This window comes from Geobacter anodireducens, assembly GCA_001628815.1.
Taxonomy (GTDB): Bacteria; Desulfobacterota; Desulfuromonadia; order Geobacterales; family Geobacteraceae; genus Geobacter; species Geobacter anodireducens.
On the sequence record CP014963.1, the window covers coordinates 233,633 to 252,245 of the forward strand.

General features: G+C 57.9%; 14 protein-coding genes and 2 pseudogenes. 11 read left to right on the forward strand and 5 right to left on the reverse strand.

Going from position 1 to position 18,613, the window contains the following annotated elements:
- Positions 1–246 precede the first annotated feature (246 nt).
- The 3 genes from A2G06_01055 (at position 247) to A2G06_01065 (ending at position 4,195) form a co-directional block, all read left to right on the forward strand.
- Entirely contained in the window at positions 247–2,106 is a 1,860-nt protein-coding gene (locus tag A2G06_01055) for a cytochrome C (GenBank protein ID ANA39208.1), read from the forward strand.
- Between the two features lie 385 nt (positions 2,107–2,491).
- Entirely contained in the window at positions 2,492–3,742 is a 1,251-nt protein-coding gene (locus A2G06_01060) for a hypothetical protein (protein ID ANA39209.1), read from the forward strand.
- 273 nt (positions 3,743–4,015) lie between these two features.
- Complete coding sequence (locus tag A2G06_01065) at positions 4,016–4,195, forward strand: hypothetical protein (GenBank protein ANA39210.1); 180 nt, start codon at positions 4,016–4,018, stop codon at positions 4,193–4,195.
- 181 nt (positions 4,196–4,376) lie between these two features.
- On the opposite strand, the gene A2G06_01070 is transcribed toward A2G06_01065, so the two are convergent.
- The 4 genes from A2G06_01070 to A2G06_01085 all read right to left on the reverse strand — a co-directional run bounded on the left by A2G06_01070 (position 4,377) and on the right by A2G06_01085 (position 7,936).
- On the reverse strand, positions 4,377–6,224 hold the full coding sequence (locus A2G06_01070; protein ANA39211.1) for a hypothetical protein: 1,848 nt from the start codon (positions 6,222–6,224) through the stop codon (positions 4,377–4,379).
- Between the two features lie 88 nt (positions 6,225–6,312).
- A complete protein-coding gene (locus A2G06_01075) occupies positions 6,313–6,555 on the reverse strand; it encodes a hypothetical protein (protein ID ANA39212.1) in 243 nt (80 codons plus the stop codon).
- 29 nt (positions 6,556–6,584) lie between these two features.
- Positions 6,585–7,490 carry a hypothetical protein gene (locus A2G06_01080; GenBank protein ANA39213.1) on the reverse strand — a complete coding sequence of 302 codons (906 nt, stop codon included), beginning with the start codon at positions 7,488–7,490 and terminating at the stop codon, positions 6,585–6,587.
- A 2-nt stretch (positions 7,491–7,492) separates the two neighbouring features.
- Positions 7,493–7,936: a hypothetical protein gene (locus A2G06_01085; GenBank protein ID ANA39214.1), complete on the reverse strand. Its 444-nt coding sequence runs from the start codon at positions 7,934–7,936 to the stop codon at positions 7,493–7,495.
- Positions 7,937–8,325: 389 nt separating this feature from the next.
- On the opposite strand from A2G06_01085, the pseudogene A2G06_01090 reads away from it, so the two are divergent.
- The 4 genes and pseudogenes from A2G06_01090 to A2G06_01105 all read left to right on the forward strand — a co-directional run bounded on the left by A2G06_01090 (position 8,326) and on the right by A2G06_01105 (position 16,213).
- Positions 8,326–10,419: pseudogene (locus A2G06_01090) on the forward strand (DNA methyltransferase).
- A pseudogene (locus tag A2G06_01095) lies at positions 10,416–11,551 on the forward strand (hypothetical protein). The pseudogenes A2G06_01090 and A2G06_01095 overlap by 4 nt, the downstream one beginning before the upstream one ends.
- Positions 11,548–12,669 carry a hypothetical protein gene (locus A2G06_01100; protein ID ANA39215.1) on the forward strand — a complete coding sequence of 374 codons (1,122 nt, stop codon included), beginning with the start codon at positions 11,548–11,550 and terminating at the stop codon, positions 12,667–12,669. Before A2G06_01095 ends, A2G06_01100 begins: the two are co-directional and overlap by 4 nt.
- Positions 12,670–13,000: 331 nt before the next feature.
- Positions 13,001–16,213, forward strand: a complete 3,213-nt coding sequence (locus A2G06_01105) for a DEAD/DEAH box helicase (GenBank protein ID ANA39216.1) — start codon at positions 13,001–13,003, stop codon at positions 16,211–16,213.
- A gap of 11 nt (positions 16,214–16,224) precedes the next feature.
- On the opposite strand, the gene A2G06_01110 is transcribed toward A2G06_01105, so the two are convergent.
- Entirely contained in the window at positions 16,225–16,572 is a 348-nt protein-coding gene (locus A2G06_01110; GenBank protein ID ANA39217.1) for a hypothetical protein, read from the reverse strand.
- Between the two features lie 185 nt (positions 16,573–16,757).
- Between A2G06_01110 and A2G06_01115 the strand changes: the two genes are divergently transcribed.
- The 4 genes from A2G06_01115 (at position 16,758) to A2G06_01130 (ending at position 18,583) form a co-directional block, all read left to right on the forward strand.
- Positions 16,758–17,246: a hypothetical protein gene (locus A2G06_01115; protein ID ANA39218.1), complete on the forward strand. Its 489-nt coding sequence runs from the start codon at positions 16,758–16,760 to the stop codon at positions 17,244–17,246.
- Positions 17,243–17,758, forward strand: a complete 516-nt coding sequence (locus tag A2G06_01120) for a hypothetical protein (protein ANA39219.1) — start codon at positions 17,243–17,245, stop codon at positions 17,756–17,758. The genes A2G06_01115 and A2G06_01120 overlap by 4 nt, the downstream gene beginning before the upstream one ends.
- A 148-nt stretch (positions 17,759–17,906) precedes the next feature.
- Positions 17,907–18,239, forward strand: a complete 333-nt coding sequence (locus A2G06_01125; protein ID ANA39220.1) for a hypothetical protein — start codon at positions 17,907–17,909, stop codon at positions 18,237–18,239.
- Between the two features lie 101 nt (positions 18,240–18,340).
- Positions 18,341–18,583 carry a hypothetical protein gene (locus A2G06_01130; GenBank protein ANA39221.1) on the forward strand — a complete coding sequence of 81 codons (243 nt, stop codon included), beginning with the start codon at positions 18,341–18,343 and terminating at the stop codon, positions 18,581–18,583.
- Positions 18,584–18,613 lie beyond the last annotated feature (30 nt).

An 18,613-nucleotide genomic window follows, 5' to 3' on the forward strand; every position in this document is an offset into this window, starting at 1 on the left:
AATTTTGTTGCTTTTTCTCGTTTGCGTGTATTAGTATCGCCGGGATTCAGAGCTGTTTCATTGAAACGCTCTTATTTTTAGAATATAGTTTTATGGTAGTGATTAACGCAAAATATCCCCCCTTGTGATTACTGTTTATTGTGGTTGTTAATGATGCGCCCTGTCTGGATATAGATGTGGATATCCACGGGCGATACCGTGTTCTATTTGTGTAAATAGAATACACCAACAGAGGAGGAGTTATATATGTTGTCCACGTTTCTCCGGCTGTTCCCCGCGTTTCTGCTGTTCGTAGCTCTTGCCGGCACGGCAGCGGCCGAGAGCGGCATGGCGATTGATCCCGCCACCTGTCTCGGCTGTCACAGCAACAAGATTTCGGCCGCGGCGTTCTCCGCCTCGGTGCACGGCAAGAATGCCTGTACCAGTTGTCACGTGGAGATCACGGATCTGACCAAGCACATGAAGGGCGAGGTCAAGGTCGAAAAGGTCCGTTGCGAACGGTGCCACAAAAAGGAAAACTCCGAGCACTACGCCAGCGTCCATGCCCAGAAAGAGGTCATGTGCGCCGACTGCCACACCGACATCCATACCCACACCTACTGGAACAAGGATAAGCGCAAGGTTGTGGCCAAGTGTATCCAGTGCCACGACAAGGAGGCCGGTTACCGCAACTCGATCCACGGCAAGGGCGTCGCGGCCGGGAACATGGATTCGGCTGCCTGCAACGACTGCCACAATCTGCACGACATCAAGCCGCTGGGTGACCCCAAGTCCAAGGAGAACAGGGAGTTCCACACCAAGGTATGCCTGAAGTGCCACGCCGACGAGAAGATGATGGAGCGCAACAATGTCTTCACCGTCGCCGTCAAGACGTACATGGACAGCTACCACGGCAAGAACTACCGCCTCGGCTTCCCCGAGAAGGTCGCCGGCTGCGCCGACTGCCACACCGCCCACGGCGTGCTCCCGGCCAAGGATCCCAACTCCAGCGTTAATCCCCAGAACCTGGTCGCCACCTGCGCCAAGTGCCACCCGAAGGCGACCCCTCTCTTCACCAAATTCTACTCCCACGGTGAGTATGGTGATCGTGCAAAGTATCCGATCCTCTACTACACCTTCATCGCCATGACAGGCCTGCTCGTCAGCACCTTTGCCGTATTCTGGGTCCACACGCTCCTCTGGATGTTCCGCGGCTTCGTGGAAAACCGCGAGAAGCAGCAGGCCCTCATCCACGGCCATGCCGAGCACCACATTCCCGATGGACACAAGGTGTACCGCCGCTTCAAGCGTCGCCACATCTTCCTCCATCTCCTGGTCATCATCAGCTTCCTGATCCTGTCCCTCTCGGGGCTGCCGCTCAAGTTCAGCAACCAGCACTGGGCGAAGTTCATGATGGATCACATCTTCGGGCATTCGGCCAATGCCGCGCTCGTTCACCGCATCGGTGCCGGCATCACCTTCGTCTACTTCGTCGGTGCTCTGCTCCTCTCCTTCCACTTCCTCTTCGTCCGGAAGGATCTCAAGGGCAACTGGCTCCAGCGCATGTTCGGCCCCGACTCTCTCATGCCCAACTTCCGCGACATCAAGGATGTGGCGGGGATGGTCCGCTGGTTCCTGTTCCGGGGGCCGAAGCCGACCTTCGAGCGCTGGACCTACTGGGAGAAGTTCGACTTCATCGCAGTCTTCTGGGGTATGTTTGCCATCGGCGGCTCTGGCCTGATGCTCTGGTTCCCCGAGTTCTTCGGCAGCTTCCTGCCGGGCTGGATGTTCAACGTGGCCACCATCGTCCACTCTGACGAAGCATTGCTCGCCACCGGCTTCATCTTCACGGTCCACTTCTTCAACACTCACGGCCGGCCCGAGAAGTTCCCCATGGACTTCGTCATCTTCAACGGCCAGTTGCCTAAGCACGAGTTCATCGAAGAGCGTGGCGACCAGTGGAAGCGTTATGAGGAACTGGGCATCACCGAGGAATTCGCCGCCAAGAAGACCAGTGGCGTTGCCTATGACTTCATCGTGAAAACCTTTGGTTTCACTGCGGTAATCATTGGCATTACTCTGGTCGTGCTCATGCTGTACGCCTTCCTGAGCGGAGGCGCGCACTGATCTTGAAGTAGTTGCAGCATTGCATGAATGAATGAAAAGGGGGAACCGGCTGACCGGTTCCCCCTTTTTAGTGCATGAACGACTGTGTTACGGCACGAGCCGGGATAATCTCCGGGAAGATACGTAAAAAGGGTACCGATGGTCATCGGTACCCTTTTGATAATGGTGGAGACGAAGGGGATCGAACCCTCGACCTATGCGTTGCGAACTCTTGCGTAATGGTGTTTCATGATGTTTCAGGCGGTCCTTTTTTGTGGCGTGCGACTGATAAAAAATAGTGGAAAATTAACATATTGTGGGTGTATCTTGTTTCAAGATGTCTTGCGAGATTCCGTGCCGTGTCAGTTGAAAAGTATCACTCAAAGTATCACTCGTTGGAGGCCCCATGAAGAAGTTTACTGATACCTTTTTGAGGAGTCTGAAGCCAGGCGCTCAGGGTGACATCGACATCCTCGAAGGGCATGGCTTTGGGGTAAGGGTCCGCAAATCAGGCGCGTTGAGCTTTTTTTACAAGTACCGCTTTGAGGGTAAGCTCAGATTTATGACCTTGGGGGTGTATCCGCATATGACTCTGGCGGATGCGCGAGAGCGCCACGCTGCTGCACTCAAGGTCCGGAAAAACGGGCTCGACCCCATTGTCGAAGCTGAAAAGGAGAAGCAGAAGGGACGGGCGAGTGAATGGGAGGCCAAGACGGTAAAGGATTTTTGCCAGGAATACGTAGAATATCTCAAGAATGAGAAGAAAAAGAAGGCGTGGCACAAGGATGAACTTACGCTCAAAGCGGACATTATCCCAGCCTGGGGTAAGCGGAAGGTTGGCGATATCTCGGGCATCGATGCCGTGGAATTGCTGGAAAAGGTGAGGAAACGAGCCCCGGGGCAAGCCCAAAACGTCCTTGAAAGCTGTCGTGCGATGTGGAACTGGGTCGTTATCAAGAAAAAGCGGCTCGGCTTCAACCCCTTTGCCGGCATCGAAAGGCAAACTCCCCTTGCCCCGGGGGGACCCCACCTCAAGGAGGGCGAAATCAAAAAGTGGTGGCGCTGTCTCAATGGGGCGGAGATGTCTGACGAGATAAAACGGGCACTCAAACTGACACTCTTGACGGCACAGCGGCCTGGCGAGGTTATTTCGGTGCGCTACGAAGAAATAACCAAAGAGGCGACCGGGTGGTGGTGGACCATACCGAGCGACAAGGCAAAAAATGAACACGAACACCGGGTTTACCTGACCGATACCGCCCGCCGTTTAATCGGCGATATTGAAGGCAAGAAAGGTTATGTCTTCCCTTGTCCGCATAAGAAGAAGAACAAGTCAATGTCCGAAGGGGCCATGGGGTATGCGCTCCGTCGGGCATATGCTTCCGGTCAGATTGCTGGTGTTACCCAAGTCAGCCCGCACGATCTTCGCCGTACGGGAATAACGCACTTTGCCAGGCTGCGGATCAAGAAAGAGTGGCGAGAGCGAACGGTCAACCATGAAAAGGAAACCCTGGATCGCCTTTACAATCAGTATGAATATGACCGGGAAAAGCGCGTCACCCTTGGGAGATGGGAAGATGAGTTGCTCCGCCTGCTCAACGAGGTTAACCCTCAGTCGCTTGAACAGGATGACCGGGAGCCTGTCACTATCCTGTGATTGGTGAGAGCGACACGCGGGGGGGGGGCGTTTTCTGGTTTGTCGATGCGCTCCCTGCGTGTACCCCCGGTCACTTCACGCACCCAGCCTCCGCTCCTCCTTAAATCCATAACCGGTAAATTCAACCGGTTCTTCGAAAAAGCATCATGGTGAAATTCAGAGGCACAGCACGGATGCCACATAACCGCTTTACCGGTTATTTGCCAAGATTTCGCTCGTCCTCCATCCTTCACTTCAGAACCGTAGGAGCCCTCTCGACAGGGCCAGGAAATTATGGTGCTTCCCGGCATTAACCGGTTATTTCGGGAATTCCGCAAGGGTTTCAGGAGGAAAAACATTCATAGTTTCGGCTGTATAGCCACGGCTAACCACTTTTACCGGTTAATGGCAATCCCGACCGCGCTGATGCTTCTGGTCCCTTACAGCTTACCGCTCTCCCCCATGACGACATGAAACCACCGGCTTGCCTTGCCGCTGCCCGGCGGACTCCACACGCGGGTATTGTGGCTGTCATTGTCCCTGATCAGCAGCCCCTGCTGAGCCAGTTCGGCGCAGACCCGCCGGCTGATGAATCCGGCGAAAATCTCGTTCTTGAAAACCGCGGGATGAATAAAATATTCCGCGCCCCCATCCTTTATTGGCCGGCGGAATCCCGCGCAGTTGTCGACATCCTCGGAATTGTCGCCCGCAGGCAGAAACGGTTGCCGTGGGCTTCGAGGAACGCGAGAAGTTTGTGCCGGCAATGGCTTGACTGTGCCGTGGTGGAAAACCATGCCTGGAAACATACCCCGACGCTGCGCATTGCTTCTCCATTGGGCCAACCGGTAATTCCATGGCGTGTGGCAAGCTCGCCGGCTGCAGCGATAACCGCAAACCTGCGCGCAACCCGGGCAATGCGCGCTTTATCCCCTTCGGGGACATAGTGTTGCTGGAACTCATCCATTTTTTCCGCCACAAATGCCTTGGATTCTTCCATGTTCTGGGTCAGTCGCTCCAGGTAGGCGATCAATGGGGTGCCGTAGCTTTTGGCGGTTTGCAGTCGCAGGTGGTCACTGAGCGCCTCGCCGGATGGGAACTCATGGAGATTTTCGTAGACTCCAAAGCCACCCTCGGGCTCGGCAGGGATATCGACCAGCCGGTCCTTTTGCCCACCCATGACCTTTTTGCCGGCAGTATGAATATGTTCTTCGAGGGATATCTCTCCGCTGGAGATAAAAGCCAAGCTGAAATGTGGTAAGGGTTTAGAGCTGTTACCGTTCCAACGGACTTTGAGAGCCCCGTTGCCCAGCTGGTAAACTGCTTCGCCGACCTCTTTGGGATCCTGCTGGCCAAGCTCATCCAGTATGAGCGTGAGATTATTGTGTTCCGCGCCAAGGCGCTCTAAACCGTTTACAGTCGCCCGCCACGAGCTGCAATACCATTTGCCGGATATAACACTTGTTGCTGCTAGCAAGATCGTAGACTTGCCTTTGCCGTTTTTCCCCACAAAGTGGACCCCGCCGTTCTCCAGCCCCAGGATTTGCAGCAGGGGGCCAGCAAAGGCGAGAGAAACCCCTAAAGCCAGCCTGCTGTTGCCGATGCAATATTTACCAATTTTCTCACGCCATTCATCGAGGGTCCCCTCCTGGTCAACAGCACAGGCCCGAGGTCCATTGAATCCCAGGCGATTCTTGTCAGGGCCTATGATTTGACTTGGCAGGACAAACGAAGAACCATGCCAGCCGATTTTGGTCACAAGCCGCCGGGTGGGGCCATCCGGGGTGCTGGAATAGAGAGTATAGAGAAGGTGTTCTCTATCTTGCTTTCCCATCGGCACCTTGTATCCATTCTCCAGTAGCTTCTCGATGACTTTAGCTCCCCCGCCGCTGAACCAGTACATTGGGATGATTACCTCTTGGGGATTGCCATCCCTATCGGCGAAAGCAATAAGGCGGAACCACCGATCTGTACTCTCTTCTCGGAGATCGCAAATCACGCGGATATCATTTTTTTCCGTAGAAGATCGATCTGCCGCCGGTGTCACCTCGTTCCATGGGAAGCCTTCTGTAGCCCTGGCCGCTTCGTTCCTCGGTGTGGATTTCGCCGCTGCCACCAGCGGAGGAGACAGCGCCACTGCTGCCTCGCAAATTCTAAAAAAAGCATCATAGGAGTTGCCCGGCTTATTAAGCCAAGCGAGGATGTCCCCATCCTCTTGGCCGGGCAGTTTTACCAGGGTAACCGATGTGGCGATTCTTTTCAGAACCTCAGCCGCGTCAAGGATGATAGGATCTCTGGCGTCGTCGATCATAATGATCCGCTTGTCCCCGAATTCCTTGATATTATCATCAAGATACCCGTAACACGCCAAATCAGGGAGGCTGACAGCGGCACACTGTTCCTCGCGAAGTCTCTCAGCCCCCTCGTCGGTCGGCGTGATTGTTATGTACAGATGCTCAAAACAATTAATGATGTGATCCATCTCCAGCTCTTTTGCGGTCTCCATGATAATGCCTCCTGAGGGAAAAATGGTGTTCATACTGTTTATGTGACGGCGGCAACCTAAAAAAATGGCATTTTTTGAGAATTTTTTTCTACAAGTCTTCCGCCGTCGTTTCCTTGAGATCAAAAACAAGCCTCGAGGTCCCTTTTTCACCCAAGGGCCAGATCCTCTTCACCTTCGCCAGCCACCCCGGCTTGATACTGCCGCGCTTCAAAACATCGTCAGGAAATACACTGAACGTAAAGGGGATAAGAGGCCTCTCCCGGTAATTTCCCGGCCCATACGAAATAATATGGACAAGGTAGAAATACCCCACTTCCGGGAAGTTGCCCAACAGCGCTCCAGCGGCATAAAGTTCGAGAATCAGACGCCGCAGCAGTCTTCTCCTCTCAAAGGGGTCTCCATCGTAGAGAAGAATTTTTCTCCATCCCGCCTTGATGGCGAACCTACGAAAAACGCGATAGAGGGTGTGGGGCACAAAGTAGATGTCGCCGCGGCGTCGTGAAATCGCAAAGTCCCCCGGAGGCAGCGATCGATTATTTCGGCCAGTTCCAGAAGGAAGCTATCGATATTGAGCCATCCCAGATCGACCTCCGAGCAGTCCAGGCGAGCGACCCCCGTGGGGTGGGCACCCCAGATCATGGAACTGTCATGGCCCACTTGGAGAGGGAGAATGGGTATCGTGTCCCAGGACTGCGCCAGGGTATTGAGGTCGAGATCGATGCGTTCGAGCTCGATGGCCCGGGCCCTCATGTGGGCCAGGCGGAGGGCGGCGCAGAGCCGCCCCTCCGCCACCACATCAACGTGGTGAGTCCGTATCGACAGTGTAATGGCTTCAACTTCCGGGGGGCTGATTCGGCCGACAAGTTTTTCGCGGGTCATGATGCAGCTTTTCAGGGGGTGATTGTTCCGGGAGCTTTGCCCGTCCCTGGCCTTGGAGATATCGGAACCCAGCGCCGCAATAATCAGCAGCCGGTACAAGAGCAGTGACGTGGGAGGAATGATTTTGGCTGCCTCTTCGATTACCAGGGCAATATGTTCCGTGAGGGTCACCTGCTTCAGGGCCTCGAAGGCGTCAGGCTTGAGCCAGCCATCCGGGTCGTTGGGGTCCGATGATGCGATGACCGAGGAAACGCATTTCCCTTCACGGTCAAGTTGGCAAAGCAGTCCACGCGCCGCGGAGAGGTATGGTTCGTCAAAATAAGGGACAATCAACATACACCAAGCGCGGAGAAGCGCTGGGGTTTCGATTGTTTCTTGCAAGGTCATGGCTATTCTCCTTTCGGGCCGTTATTGTTTTTTTTCTTTTTCGCGTAGTGCCGTGCGTTATGGATGCGGTCGCGTATTTGCCGGATCCGCCGTTTGGCGAAGCCATCCACTTTAAACTTGAAAATAAGCTCCACCTCGCTCACGACCATTTCAAGGGGGAGGCGTCCCGTTGCGTTCTTATAGCGCCCGAAGACATAAACTTCCCAGCGGTTGAGACCCGCTGTCTCAATAAGGCTGACCCGCTCCGCCTTTGACAGGCTGGCCAACTGCGCCCGAAGCAGGGTTCGGTCAGCCCACGTATTCTTCAAGAATTCCAGGACCTCGATATCCTTCTTGGTGTCCAGAAATTGAGTAAGAATGCCTTTCTTGATCAGATGCCTGATGAGCCTTTGCGGAATCTTCGGGTAATCTATTGCCTTCTGCTTGACTGCCTCGATCATGTTCATGTTTGCCTCCTTGGGCTTGATTGGAAATTTCATTAAGGCAATGTTCCCCTGCGCAACGAAAAATTTTGGGAGTGCGATTTTTTTACAGGGGGGGTAGAGAGGTCCCGAGAGTAAGTTCTCAGTGATGGTGGAAAAGGGTGGGAAAAGACGGAGGGGTGGGACGGAATCGGGAAGGGAAGTTGCCCGCCGTTTGTGAGGAGTTTACGTTCATGTCGGAACAGCCTTCTTTATCCCGAGCGATTACGAACGTTTTTTCAAGACATCATGCCCCTGGCGGGCGTGTGGTGGGGGCAACCGTTGACTCGGAACAGTCCGGGTGTTATTACCGTCAATGACGGCATGTCAGCCGCCGGGCCACTGTCGCCACACCGAAAGGATATGATATAACGATGCAGGACATCACCCAGGTAGAGCAGCGGCTCTGGGAAGCCGCCGATCAGCTCCGCGCCAATTCCAAACTCACCTCCACCGAATACGCCATGCCCATCCTCGGGCTCATATTTTTACGCCATGCCTACAACCGGTTCCTCGCGGTCAAGGCGGAGGTCGAGGCGACCCTGCCGAAACGCGGCGGGGTGCCCCGTCCCCTGGCCAAGGACGACTTCACCCGCAAAAGCGCCCTGTTCCTTCGTGAGGAATCCCGGTTCGATCACCTGCTGAGCCTTCCCGCTGACCGGGACAAGGGGCAGGTGATCATCGACGCCATGGAGGCCATCGAGGCGGACTACGAGTCGCTGGCCGGCGTGCTCCCCAAGGACTATCAGATCTTCGACAACGACCTCCTCGGCCGGCTCCTGAAGATCTTCAATGATGAGTCCCTCCGCAGCGCCACGGGCGATGTCTTCGGCCGCATCTACGAATACTTCCTGATGAAGTTCGCCATGGAGGCGCCCAGGACAAAGGGGAATTCTTCACCCCGCCGTCCCTGGTGCGGACCATCGTCAACGTCATCGAGCCGGACCACGGCACCATCCTCGACCCCGCCTGCGGTTCGGCGGGGATGTTCGTCCAGACCGGCTACTTCATCGAGCACCTGGGGAGGCACACCGCCGAGGCCGTCACCTTCTACGGCCAGGAAAAGACCGCCACCACCATCCGGCTAGCCAAGATGAACCTGGCGGTCCACGGGCTGGAAGGGGACATCCGGGAGGGGAACACCTTTTACGAGGATACCCACGAGCTGGTGGGGAAATGCGACTTCACCATGGGAAATCCCCCCTTCAACGTGGATGGCGTCGATGCCGGGAAGATCAAGGGGGACCCGCGCCTTCCCTTCGGGCTGCCGGGGGTCAATGCCCGGAAGGAGGTTTCCAACGGCAACTACCTCTGGATCTCCTACTTCTACAGCTACCTGAACGACACCGGCCGGTCCGGGTTTGTCATGTCGTCCCAGGCGTCAAGCGCCGGCCACGGCGAGAAGGAGGTCCGCCGCAAGCTGGTGGAGACCGGCCATGTGGACGCCATGATCGCCATCCGCTCCAACTTCTTCTATACCCGCACCGTCCCCTGCGAACTCTGGTTCCTGAACCGGGCCAAGCCCGACCATCTGCGCGACAAGGTGCTGATGATCGACGCCCGGAACATCTACCGCAAGGTCACCCGGAAGATCTACGACTTCTCCCCCGAGCAGCTGGCGAACCTCACAGCCATCGTCTGGCTCTACCGGGGGCAGACGGAGAAATACCTCTCCCTCGTGGGGGACTACCTCGCCGCCGTCCACCGGGAGGGGGGGCTGGTCCGGGAAGCCCTCGCGGCCTTCGAGGAAAGCCTCCTGGCGCTCCAGGGCTGGGTGAAGGCATTCCACGGCACCATCGCCGGCAGTGCCGACCTCCCGGAGGAGGGGCGTGCCAGGCTGGGCGAAACCCTGGCCGAATGGACGGATGCCCATGGGCCGTTCACTGCCGACCGCGACACTCTCCTGGCGGCCCTTGACGGCTGGCGGAAGCTCCATGCCGACATTGCCCGGGACAACCGAGCCCAGCACGATGCCCGGCATGCCTTCGAGCCCATCGCCGAGGAGATGCGGGGACTCGTCAAGCAGGCGGACCACCTGGCCAAGCTGACCGCCCGGGCCGTGGAGATTGCCGAGAAGGAGCTGGACGCCAAGGCATGCGACGCCTGGGACAACCGCACCGTGAGCCGCCTCCGGAAAGAGCTGGACGAGAAGCGCCGGGAGGCCGTGGAGCAGTTGAAGCATGCCGTCTACTTCCACCGGCAGGCGATGTGGCTCCAGAGCCGGTTCCCCGAGGCACGGCTGGCGGACGTGCCGGGGCTCGTCAGGCTGGCGGACCGGGCCGAGATCGAGGCTAATGATTGGAGCCTCACCCCCGGCCGGTACGTGGGGTCGCGCCGCCGGAGGTGGATGAGGATTTCGACTTCGAGGAGACCTGCGGGACATTCACGTGGAACTGGCGGGGCTGAACGAGGAGGCGGCGAGGCTGGCCGAGGTCATTCAGCGGAATTTCGAGGGGCTGGGGATATGAAAAAGCCGGAAGATCGTTCAATAGATGCGCCGGAGGCTAGAAGATCCCGCGGCCGCAAGCGTGATGGCGTTTCGTTTCCTGCTGCACCCGCGCACCAGGACCTGCCCGCGAGCTATGCCGGAGTTCTTGGCGAAATCAAACGGCTCATCCAGACGGAACGCCTGCGGGTTGTCATGGCCGCCAACTCCGCCATGGTCATGCTCTACTGGGAGATTGGCAGGCTGATTCTCGAACGGCAGGAGAATGAGGGATGGGGAGCGAAGGTCATTGACCGCCTCTCCTCCGATCTGCGGGAGACCTATCCCGATATGGGGGGATTATCGCCACGCAACCTGCTGTTCATGAGGCTTTTGCCGCAGCCTACCCGGATGCCCAGATAGTGAAACAGCTCGTTTCACAATTGCCGTGGGGTCATACGGTCCGGCTCCTGCAACGGATCAAGGACCAGGACGTTCGCCATTGGTACATGAGGGCAAGCATCGAGCACGGCTGGTCCCGCAGCGTTCTCGAATTTCAGGTCGACGCCCGTGCCCATGAGCGGCAGGGGAAAGCGCTCACCAATTTCGGCGCCACACTTCCGCCTGCCGAGTCGGACATGGCGGCCCAGGTGTTCAAGGACCCCTATCTCTTCGATTTCCTCGGCACCGCCGATCCCCGCCGCGAGCGGGAGGTTGAACAGGCCCTCGTCGACCATATCCAGCGGTTCCTCCTTGAACTCGGCGCGGGGTTTGCCTTTGTAGGCCGGCAGGTTCATCTCGAATTTGCCAATGCCGACTACTATGTGGATCTCCTGTTCTATCACCTGAAGCTCCGCTGCTATGTAGTGGTGGAACTCAAGGCCGTTCCCTTTGACCCGGCATTCGTTGGTACGATGAACATGTACCTCTCGGCGGTGGACGACCTGCTGCGCCACCCCGATGACAAGCCGTCAATCGGCTTGCTCCTGTGCCGCTCGAAGAACCGGCTCGAGGTCGAATACGCCCTCCGCGACCTCAGGAAACCGATCGGCGTGGCCGAGTGGGAAACCAGGATCGTCGCCGCTCTGCCGGAGGAACTGAAGGGGAGCCTGCCGACCGTGGAGGAGATTGAAGCGGAGCTGGGGCAGGAGACTTTCGAGGAGCCGGGGGTATGAGCTGGCGCAAGGCTAAACTTCAGGACCTCGTCTACTTTCAGAGGGGGTTCGATATCACTAAGGCCCAGCAAAAACCAGGTCCTTACCCTGTGATATCCTCGTCTGGGGTAACAAGCTACCATAATGAGTATATGGTCAGCGGCCCCTGCGTAGTCATTGGTCGCAAGGGAACCCTTGGATCAGTTCATTTTGCGGAAGGAGATTTTTGGCCACACGACACAACCCTCTGGAGTAAAGAGCTTAACGGGAATGACCCGAGATTCATTTACTTCTTCATGAAAACCATCGATTTGGCGAGCTTCAATGTTGGGGGAGCAAACCCAACCCTGAATAGAAACCACATCCATCAACTTGATATTTCGATACCGGCCCTGCCAACCCAGCAAAAAATCGCCTCCATCCTCTCCGCCTACGACGACCTGATCGAGAACAACCAACGGCGGATTCAGCTTCTGGAAGATTCGGCGCGCCTTCTCTATCAGGAGTGGTTCGTGCAGCTCCGCTTCCCCGGCCATGAGCATACCCGCATTGTGGATGGTGTGCCGGAGGGTTGGGAGAGAACAAAACTTGGATTGGTGGCTCAAATTAATGCGGAGACACTGCCCGGAAGTTTTAAGGGTGTAATCGATTATGTCGATATTTCTTCCGTCTCGCCTGGCTCTATTGATGAGATAACCACATTTGACTTTGAAGCGGCTCCGAGTAGAGCGCGTAGAGTGGTAAAGCACGGGGACATTATCTGGTCATGTGTTCGTCCGAACCGCAGGTCACATGCTATAGTTTGGAATCCACAGGCTAATCTGGTCGCCTCGACAGGCTTTGCCGTTATAACACCCGTCTTACGACCTACTTCGTTTGTGTATTTTGCGATAACCACAGATGCCTTTGTTGGCCATTTGGTCAACCGCGCCCGTGGTGCCGCCTACCCCGCCGTAACTGCCGGAGATTTTTCAGATGCTGAGATAGTAACAGCCCCAAGAGCACTGACAGAAGCGTTCGATGAATTGGTGAAGTCAACGCTTGACCAGATGTACACCTTGAGAATGCAAAATCTCAAGCTCAAGCAGGCCCGCGACCTACTGCTTCCGCGCCTCATGTCCGGGGAGATAACAGCATAAGCCATCTCGTGATATCTATGGACGAATTCGGGCCGAATCAACCCTGTTCCGGCCATAGAAATCGGCCATAGGGGTGTTCCGCTGTGGTTAACCGGCCGAAATTGCTTACAGTTTCTATGGCCGGTTTTGATCGAATACTTATCAACACGAATACGCAATGTGCTGGGCAATAATGGTATAGAGAAAGATTCAATTTGCGCGTTCAACCGGGGCAGCACCGGTAACTAGTTGAGCTTTAATGTTTTTGCATTGCGCAATAGTGGGCTGAATACTACTCTTTTGCGCGTAATCTTGCGCATTGCGGCGTAGCGCCAACACCACGGAGCCTACCATGCCGGGAGAAATGACCGAGGACCGCCTGGTCCAGCAGACCGTGGCCGACTACCTGCTGCACGATCTGAAGTGGGACGAGTCGGTCTTTGCCTACAACGAGGAGATCCTCGGTCCCGACGGCACCCTCGGCCGCACCTCGGAGAAGGAGGTGGTGCTCGTCCGCCATCTCCGGCAGGCCCTGGAAAGGCTTAACCCCTCTCTCCCCGCGCCCGCCTACGAAGCCGCCATCAAGCAGATCGCCGAAACGAACGCCGCCAAGTCCACCCTCCAGCTGAACCGCGAGAAGCATGCCCTCTACCGGGACGGCGTGCTGGTGTCGTTCAAGAACGGCAAGGGGCAGATCGAGCAGCGGCGCCTCCGGGTCTTCGATTTCGGGGAGCCGGAGAACAACCACTTTCTCGTGGTGCGCGAGTTGTGGGTGAAGGGCTCCCTCTACCGCCGCCGGCCCGACATCCTCTGCTTCGTGAACGGCATCCCCCTGGTTTTCTTCGAGCTGAAGAACGTCTGGAAGGACATCCGCCGGGCCTACAACGAGAACCTCACCGACTACCGGGACCAGAGCATCCCCCACCTCTTCGACCACAACGCCGTGGTGATCCTCTCCAACGGCATCGAGGCCAGGGCCGGGGCCTTTTCCAGCAAGTACGAGCATTTCTTCGACTGGAAGCGTCTCGATGAGGCCGAGGCGGGGATTGTCGACCTTGAGACCCTCCTGAAGGGGATCTGCTCCAAGCGGGCGCTGCTGGATATCGTGGAGAACTTTACCCTCTTTGACGAATCGTCGGGGAAGCTGGTGAAGATCGTGGCCCGCAACCACCAGTACCTGGGGGTGAACCGGGCCGTGGCGGCGGTGCGGGACCGGGAGGCGCGCAACGGGCAGCTGGGGGTTTTCTGGCACACCCAGGGGAGCGGCAAGTCGTACTCCATGGTCTTTTTCGCCGAAAAGGCGCACCGCAAGCTCCCGGGCAATTTCACCTTCCTGGTGGTCACCGACCGGGAAGACCTGGACAACCAGATCTACAAGACCTTCGCGGGCTGCGGCGTCGTGGACAACGACAAGGACAACTGCCGGGCCGCCTCGGGGGATGATCTCCTCGCCACCCTGAAGGCGGACAAGCCCTACGTCTTCACCATGGTCCACAAGTTCAACAGGGACGTGGACCCCGACGACCCCTATTCCCGCCGCGACGATATCATCGTCATCTCCGACGAGGCCCACCGCACCCAGTACGGCCGGCTGGCCCTGAACATGCGCAACGCCCTGCCAAACGCCCACTACATCGGCTTCACCGGCACCCCCCTCTTCAAGGACGACGAGATCACCAAGCGGATCTTCGGCGACTACGTCTCCACCTACGATTTCCAGCGGGCCGTGGACGACGGCGCCACGGTGCCCCTCTTCTACGACAACCGGGGGGAGAAGCTGGCCATCACCACCACCGACATCAACGAACGGATCGCCGAGAAGATCGCCTCCTTCGACCTGGACGAGGACCAGCGGGCGTCCCTGGAGCGGGAACTGGGGCGGGACTACCACATCATCACCGCCGGCCCCCGGCTCGACGCCATCGCCCGGGACTTCGTCCGGCACCACACCACCCGGTGGGAGACCGGCAAGGCGATGCTGGTCTGCCTCGACAAGGTGACCTGCGTCCGGATGTTCGAGTTGATCCAGGCGCACTGGCGGGAGCGGGTCAGGGAGGTGGAGGCGGCGGTGGCGCGGGCCGCCGACGAGCAGGAGGAGATCCATCTGCGGCGCCAGCTGGCCTGGCTCCGGGAGACCCGCATGGCCGTGGTGGTCAGCGAGGAACAGAACGAGGTCAAGCGCTTCAGGGAGTGGAACCTCGACATCACCCCCCACCGGGTGCTGATGAAGGGGGGCTTCGAGACCGCCGACGGCAGGCGGGTGGACATGGAGACGGCGTTCAAGGACGAAGCCCACCCCTTCCGCGTCGTCATCGTCTGCGCCATGTGGCTCACGGGCTTCGACGTGCCGAGCCTCGCCACCCTCTACCTGGACAAGCCCCTCAAGGCCCATACCCTCATGCAGGCCATCGCCCGGGCCAACCGGGTGAACGAGGGGAAGAACAACGGCCTCATTGTCGACTACTGTGGCATCCTGAAAAACCTGCGGAAGGCCCTGGCCACCTTCACGGTTCCCACGGACGGAGGCGGCACCGGCGGCGGGGGAACCGACCCGGTGAAGCCCGACGAGGAACTGCTGGCGGATCTGGCCGAGGCCCTGGAACTGACGGGACGTTTCCTGGTGGAGCGGGGCTTCCAGTTGTCATGGGTGGTGGAGCGGGGGGGCTTCGAGCGCAATGCCGCCATCGCCCGGGCCAAGGAGGTCATAAACAGCAGCGAGGAGACCCGGAAGCGGTTCGAGATCATGGCCCGGGCCGTCTTTAAGAAGTTCAAGGCATGCCTGGCCGTGGAAGGGGTCAATGACCACAAGCCGCTCCATGACGCCGTGGATATCATCTATAAGAGGTTGCAGGATGACCGGGACAAGGCCGACATCGACGCGGTGCTCAGGGAGCTCCACGAGCTGGTGGAAGGGGCGATCGACGTGGCAAAGGAGCCGGCCGAGGATTACGGGAAGATCTACGACCTGAGCAAAATCGACTTCGAGCGGCTCTGCCGGGAGTTCAAGCGGTGCGGGCAGAAGAACACCATCACCTATGCCCTTGCCGTGCAGGTGGAAAATCGGCTGCTACGTATGATCCAGCGCAACCCCCTGCGGAGCGACTACTACCAGCGGTATCAGGAGATCATCCGGGACTACAACCGGGAGAAGGACCGGATCACCATCGAAGAGACCTTCGCGGCGCTGCTGCGCTTCGTGGCGGAGCTGGATCAGGAAGAGAAAAGGGCCATCAGGGAAGGGCTGGACGAGGAGCACCTGGCCCTCTTCGACCTGCTGGCCAAGCCGGAGCTATCGCCGGCGAACCGGGAAAAGCTGAAGCGGGTTTCCCAAAAGCTGCTGGACACCCTCAAGGCGGAGAAGCTCCGCATGGACAGCTGGCGCGAGAAGGAGGCCACCCGCGCCGACGTCCGGGCCTTCATCTTCGATTTCCTCTACGACGAACAGGACGGCCTGCCCGCCGACGACTACACCGACGAAGAGGTGGCGGTCAGGACCTCGCTGGTTTTCGAGCACATCTATCAGCAGTACCCCGACCTGGAGCACTCGGTGTATCAGGTACAGTAACCCTCAACACGTCACTCCTTCACACTCGCCATTGCCCGCATCACTTCCATGATCACCCGCCTGTCCCGTGGCGACAGCGAGGCGTATTGCCGAAACGCCGCCGCCACATCGTCATCAATAAATACATCCTGCTGATCGGTGGCGCCCAGGAGATTGTCGGCAGTCGTGCCGAGTACCTTGGTCAGGCTTACGAAGACCTCCAGCGACGGAACCCGTGCCCCGCTCTCGTACATGGCAATGGACGCGCCTTTGACATCGGTGGCGGCAGCAAGGTCTCGCTGGTTTATCCTCAATTCTTCCCGCCGTTTTTTTATCCTGGTTCCAAGTTCCACCGCAAAAGCGTCCTTATCCTTGGCCACGGCGCACCCTCCTTGCTCACTCAGAGTGATAAAAACATTTGACTAAAAGTGATAATGATGTTAACATATGTATCACAGTGAGTGAAGGGAAAGGAGAGACCACCAAGGCAGAAGCAATAATCATGCAGCGTCGCCCAGGGAGGGGCTCCATCCAGCAAACTTACTTTGATAGGGAGGTAATTGTCATGGTCTATGGAGCGGTCGCACTACACAACAGCACGGATCTTACCCCGCTATACCCCCTCAGGTACGGCGACGAGGCGCTGCCGGGGGAGACGGAGGTTCGATTTTCCGGCAATGACCCTTGTTGGAACGAGGCCTCATACATTGTTGATGACAACGGCTATCTCCACCTCAATGTCAAAGGGCACCCGCGGCGGGCGCTCCATCAGGTTCTCTGGGAGCGGTTCCATCGGAGGAGCATCCCCAAGGGGGCGGCAATCCACCATGTCGATGGCAACCCCCGGAACAACAGCTTCGGCAACCTGCTTTGCCTGCCGCGGGCCATCCACCGGGAGCTCCATGGTGAGCTGAACCGGCTCGAACCCGACCTTCCGCCCCTGCTGCTGGAACTGGAGCGGCATCGTATTACGGAATTCTATCGCCGGCGCGCAGAACACTACTGGCAAGAGCGGGGCGTCCGCCCTGCCCGGGAAGAGGAGGAGTGCCAATGAGAGACGAACTGCTGGATCTGGAGACCATTCGCCGGGAACTGTACTTCACATTAAAGGAAATGGGAGAGCAGCTGATGCTGAGGTGTGACTCCCCGCGGCTGATGAAAATACAGCCGACTCGGGTCCATGAGTGGGAGCGGGGGGCGCGGCCGGTTCCCCTCCACGTCATTGCCTCCTACGCAAAGGTGGCCGCGGAATGCTGGCTTGCCAGGAGAGAGCAGGCGGGGGCTTCGGGAGCCCTGGAGGTGGACCTCCACTATTCCCGCCTGATCAACCCCTCCTTTGCCCGACTTCTTTTCGCCCGGGAGAGGCTGAGGACGACGGCCCAGGATGCGGTGGCCCTGAAGGCTGTGGAGGATGGCCTAAGTGAACTCTTTTGCCATTACCGCCGCCTGCTCGGCGTGGATCTCTCCTTTTGTCTGACGTCTCCTTCGAGGCAACAAAAGGCGACGGGAAGGGGAAAACCATCGCGGCGGTCCCCGAAGGGGGTTCCGCTCCGCCACATATCCTAGGATGCCGGTGGAGGAATCCGTATGAGGAAACGGGTAGGGCGGCCCGGCATCGCTTCCGCGAACCGCCCTTGCGAGCCCCCGGATGGCGTTCTTACGGTAATACATACGGCGAACCCTGTTTTCAACCAACCGTTTCAAGGAGGCTACCATGGCAGTTATCAGTGAAATGGAACGAAGCTGGATCAAAGAAAATCTCGATCTGCGACACAATGAGATGACCAAAGAGCAGGCGAAACAATGGCTGCGGCTGATGATGGCGGACCAGAAAAAGTTTTTCTGCCTTGGTATTTTCGGCTTCGTCCTGAAACGGAAACGCGATGCCCGGCAGATGAGGTTCTCCAAGGAGGAGTTGGAGGAGTTTTGCGGCGAGTTCACCCTTAAGGTGCAACTTGCCGCTCGCAACCGGAAGGTAACGGTGAGTTTTCCCCTCTTCGATCTCGTGGGCCGGAACGTCCTGAGGGGATTGACGTTGATTAACTGAGCAGGTGGCGGGACAAGGGAGACAGGCATTGGCGAAAGGGATGGGGGGCCGGCGGCATGCCCCGCCCCCTTCGCCGGAAACCAGGAAAGAGGGAGGGTTCTATGGGATTGCCCTACGAGATGTACCAAATGTCGGCCGAATCGTTTGCAAGCATCGCCGAACCGGCAATGCAGCCATTCTGGGATGGCTACAAGAAGGGGCTCTATGACCGGTTCCATGATGGCCGGGACCTGTCAGTCGAGATGCCGGGGGGCGAACTGTATGCCGAAGGATACCGGGCCGGGTTGGAGGGGGTCCCGGCAGTATGTCTTATCCAGAGGCTCCTGGAAGAGGAGTACCCCTGAGCTGTTTCAAAAACCCCCCGCGTTTGCCCC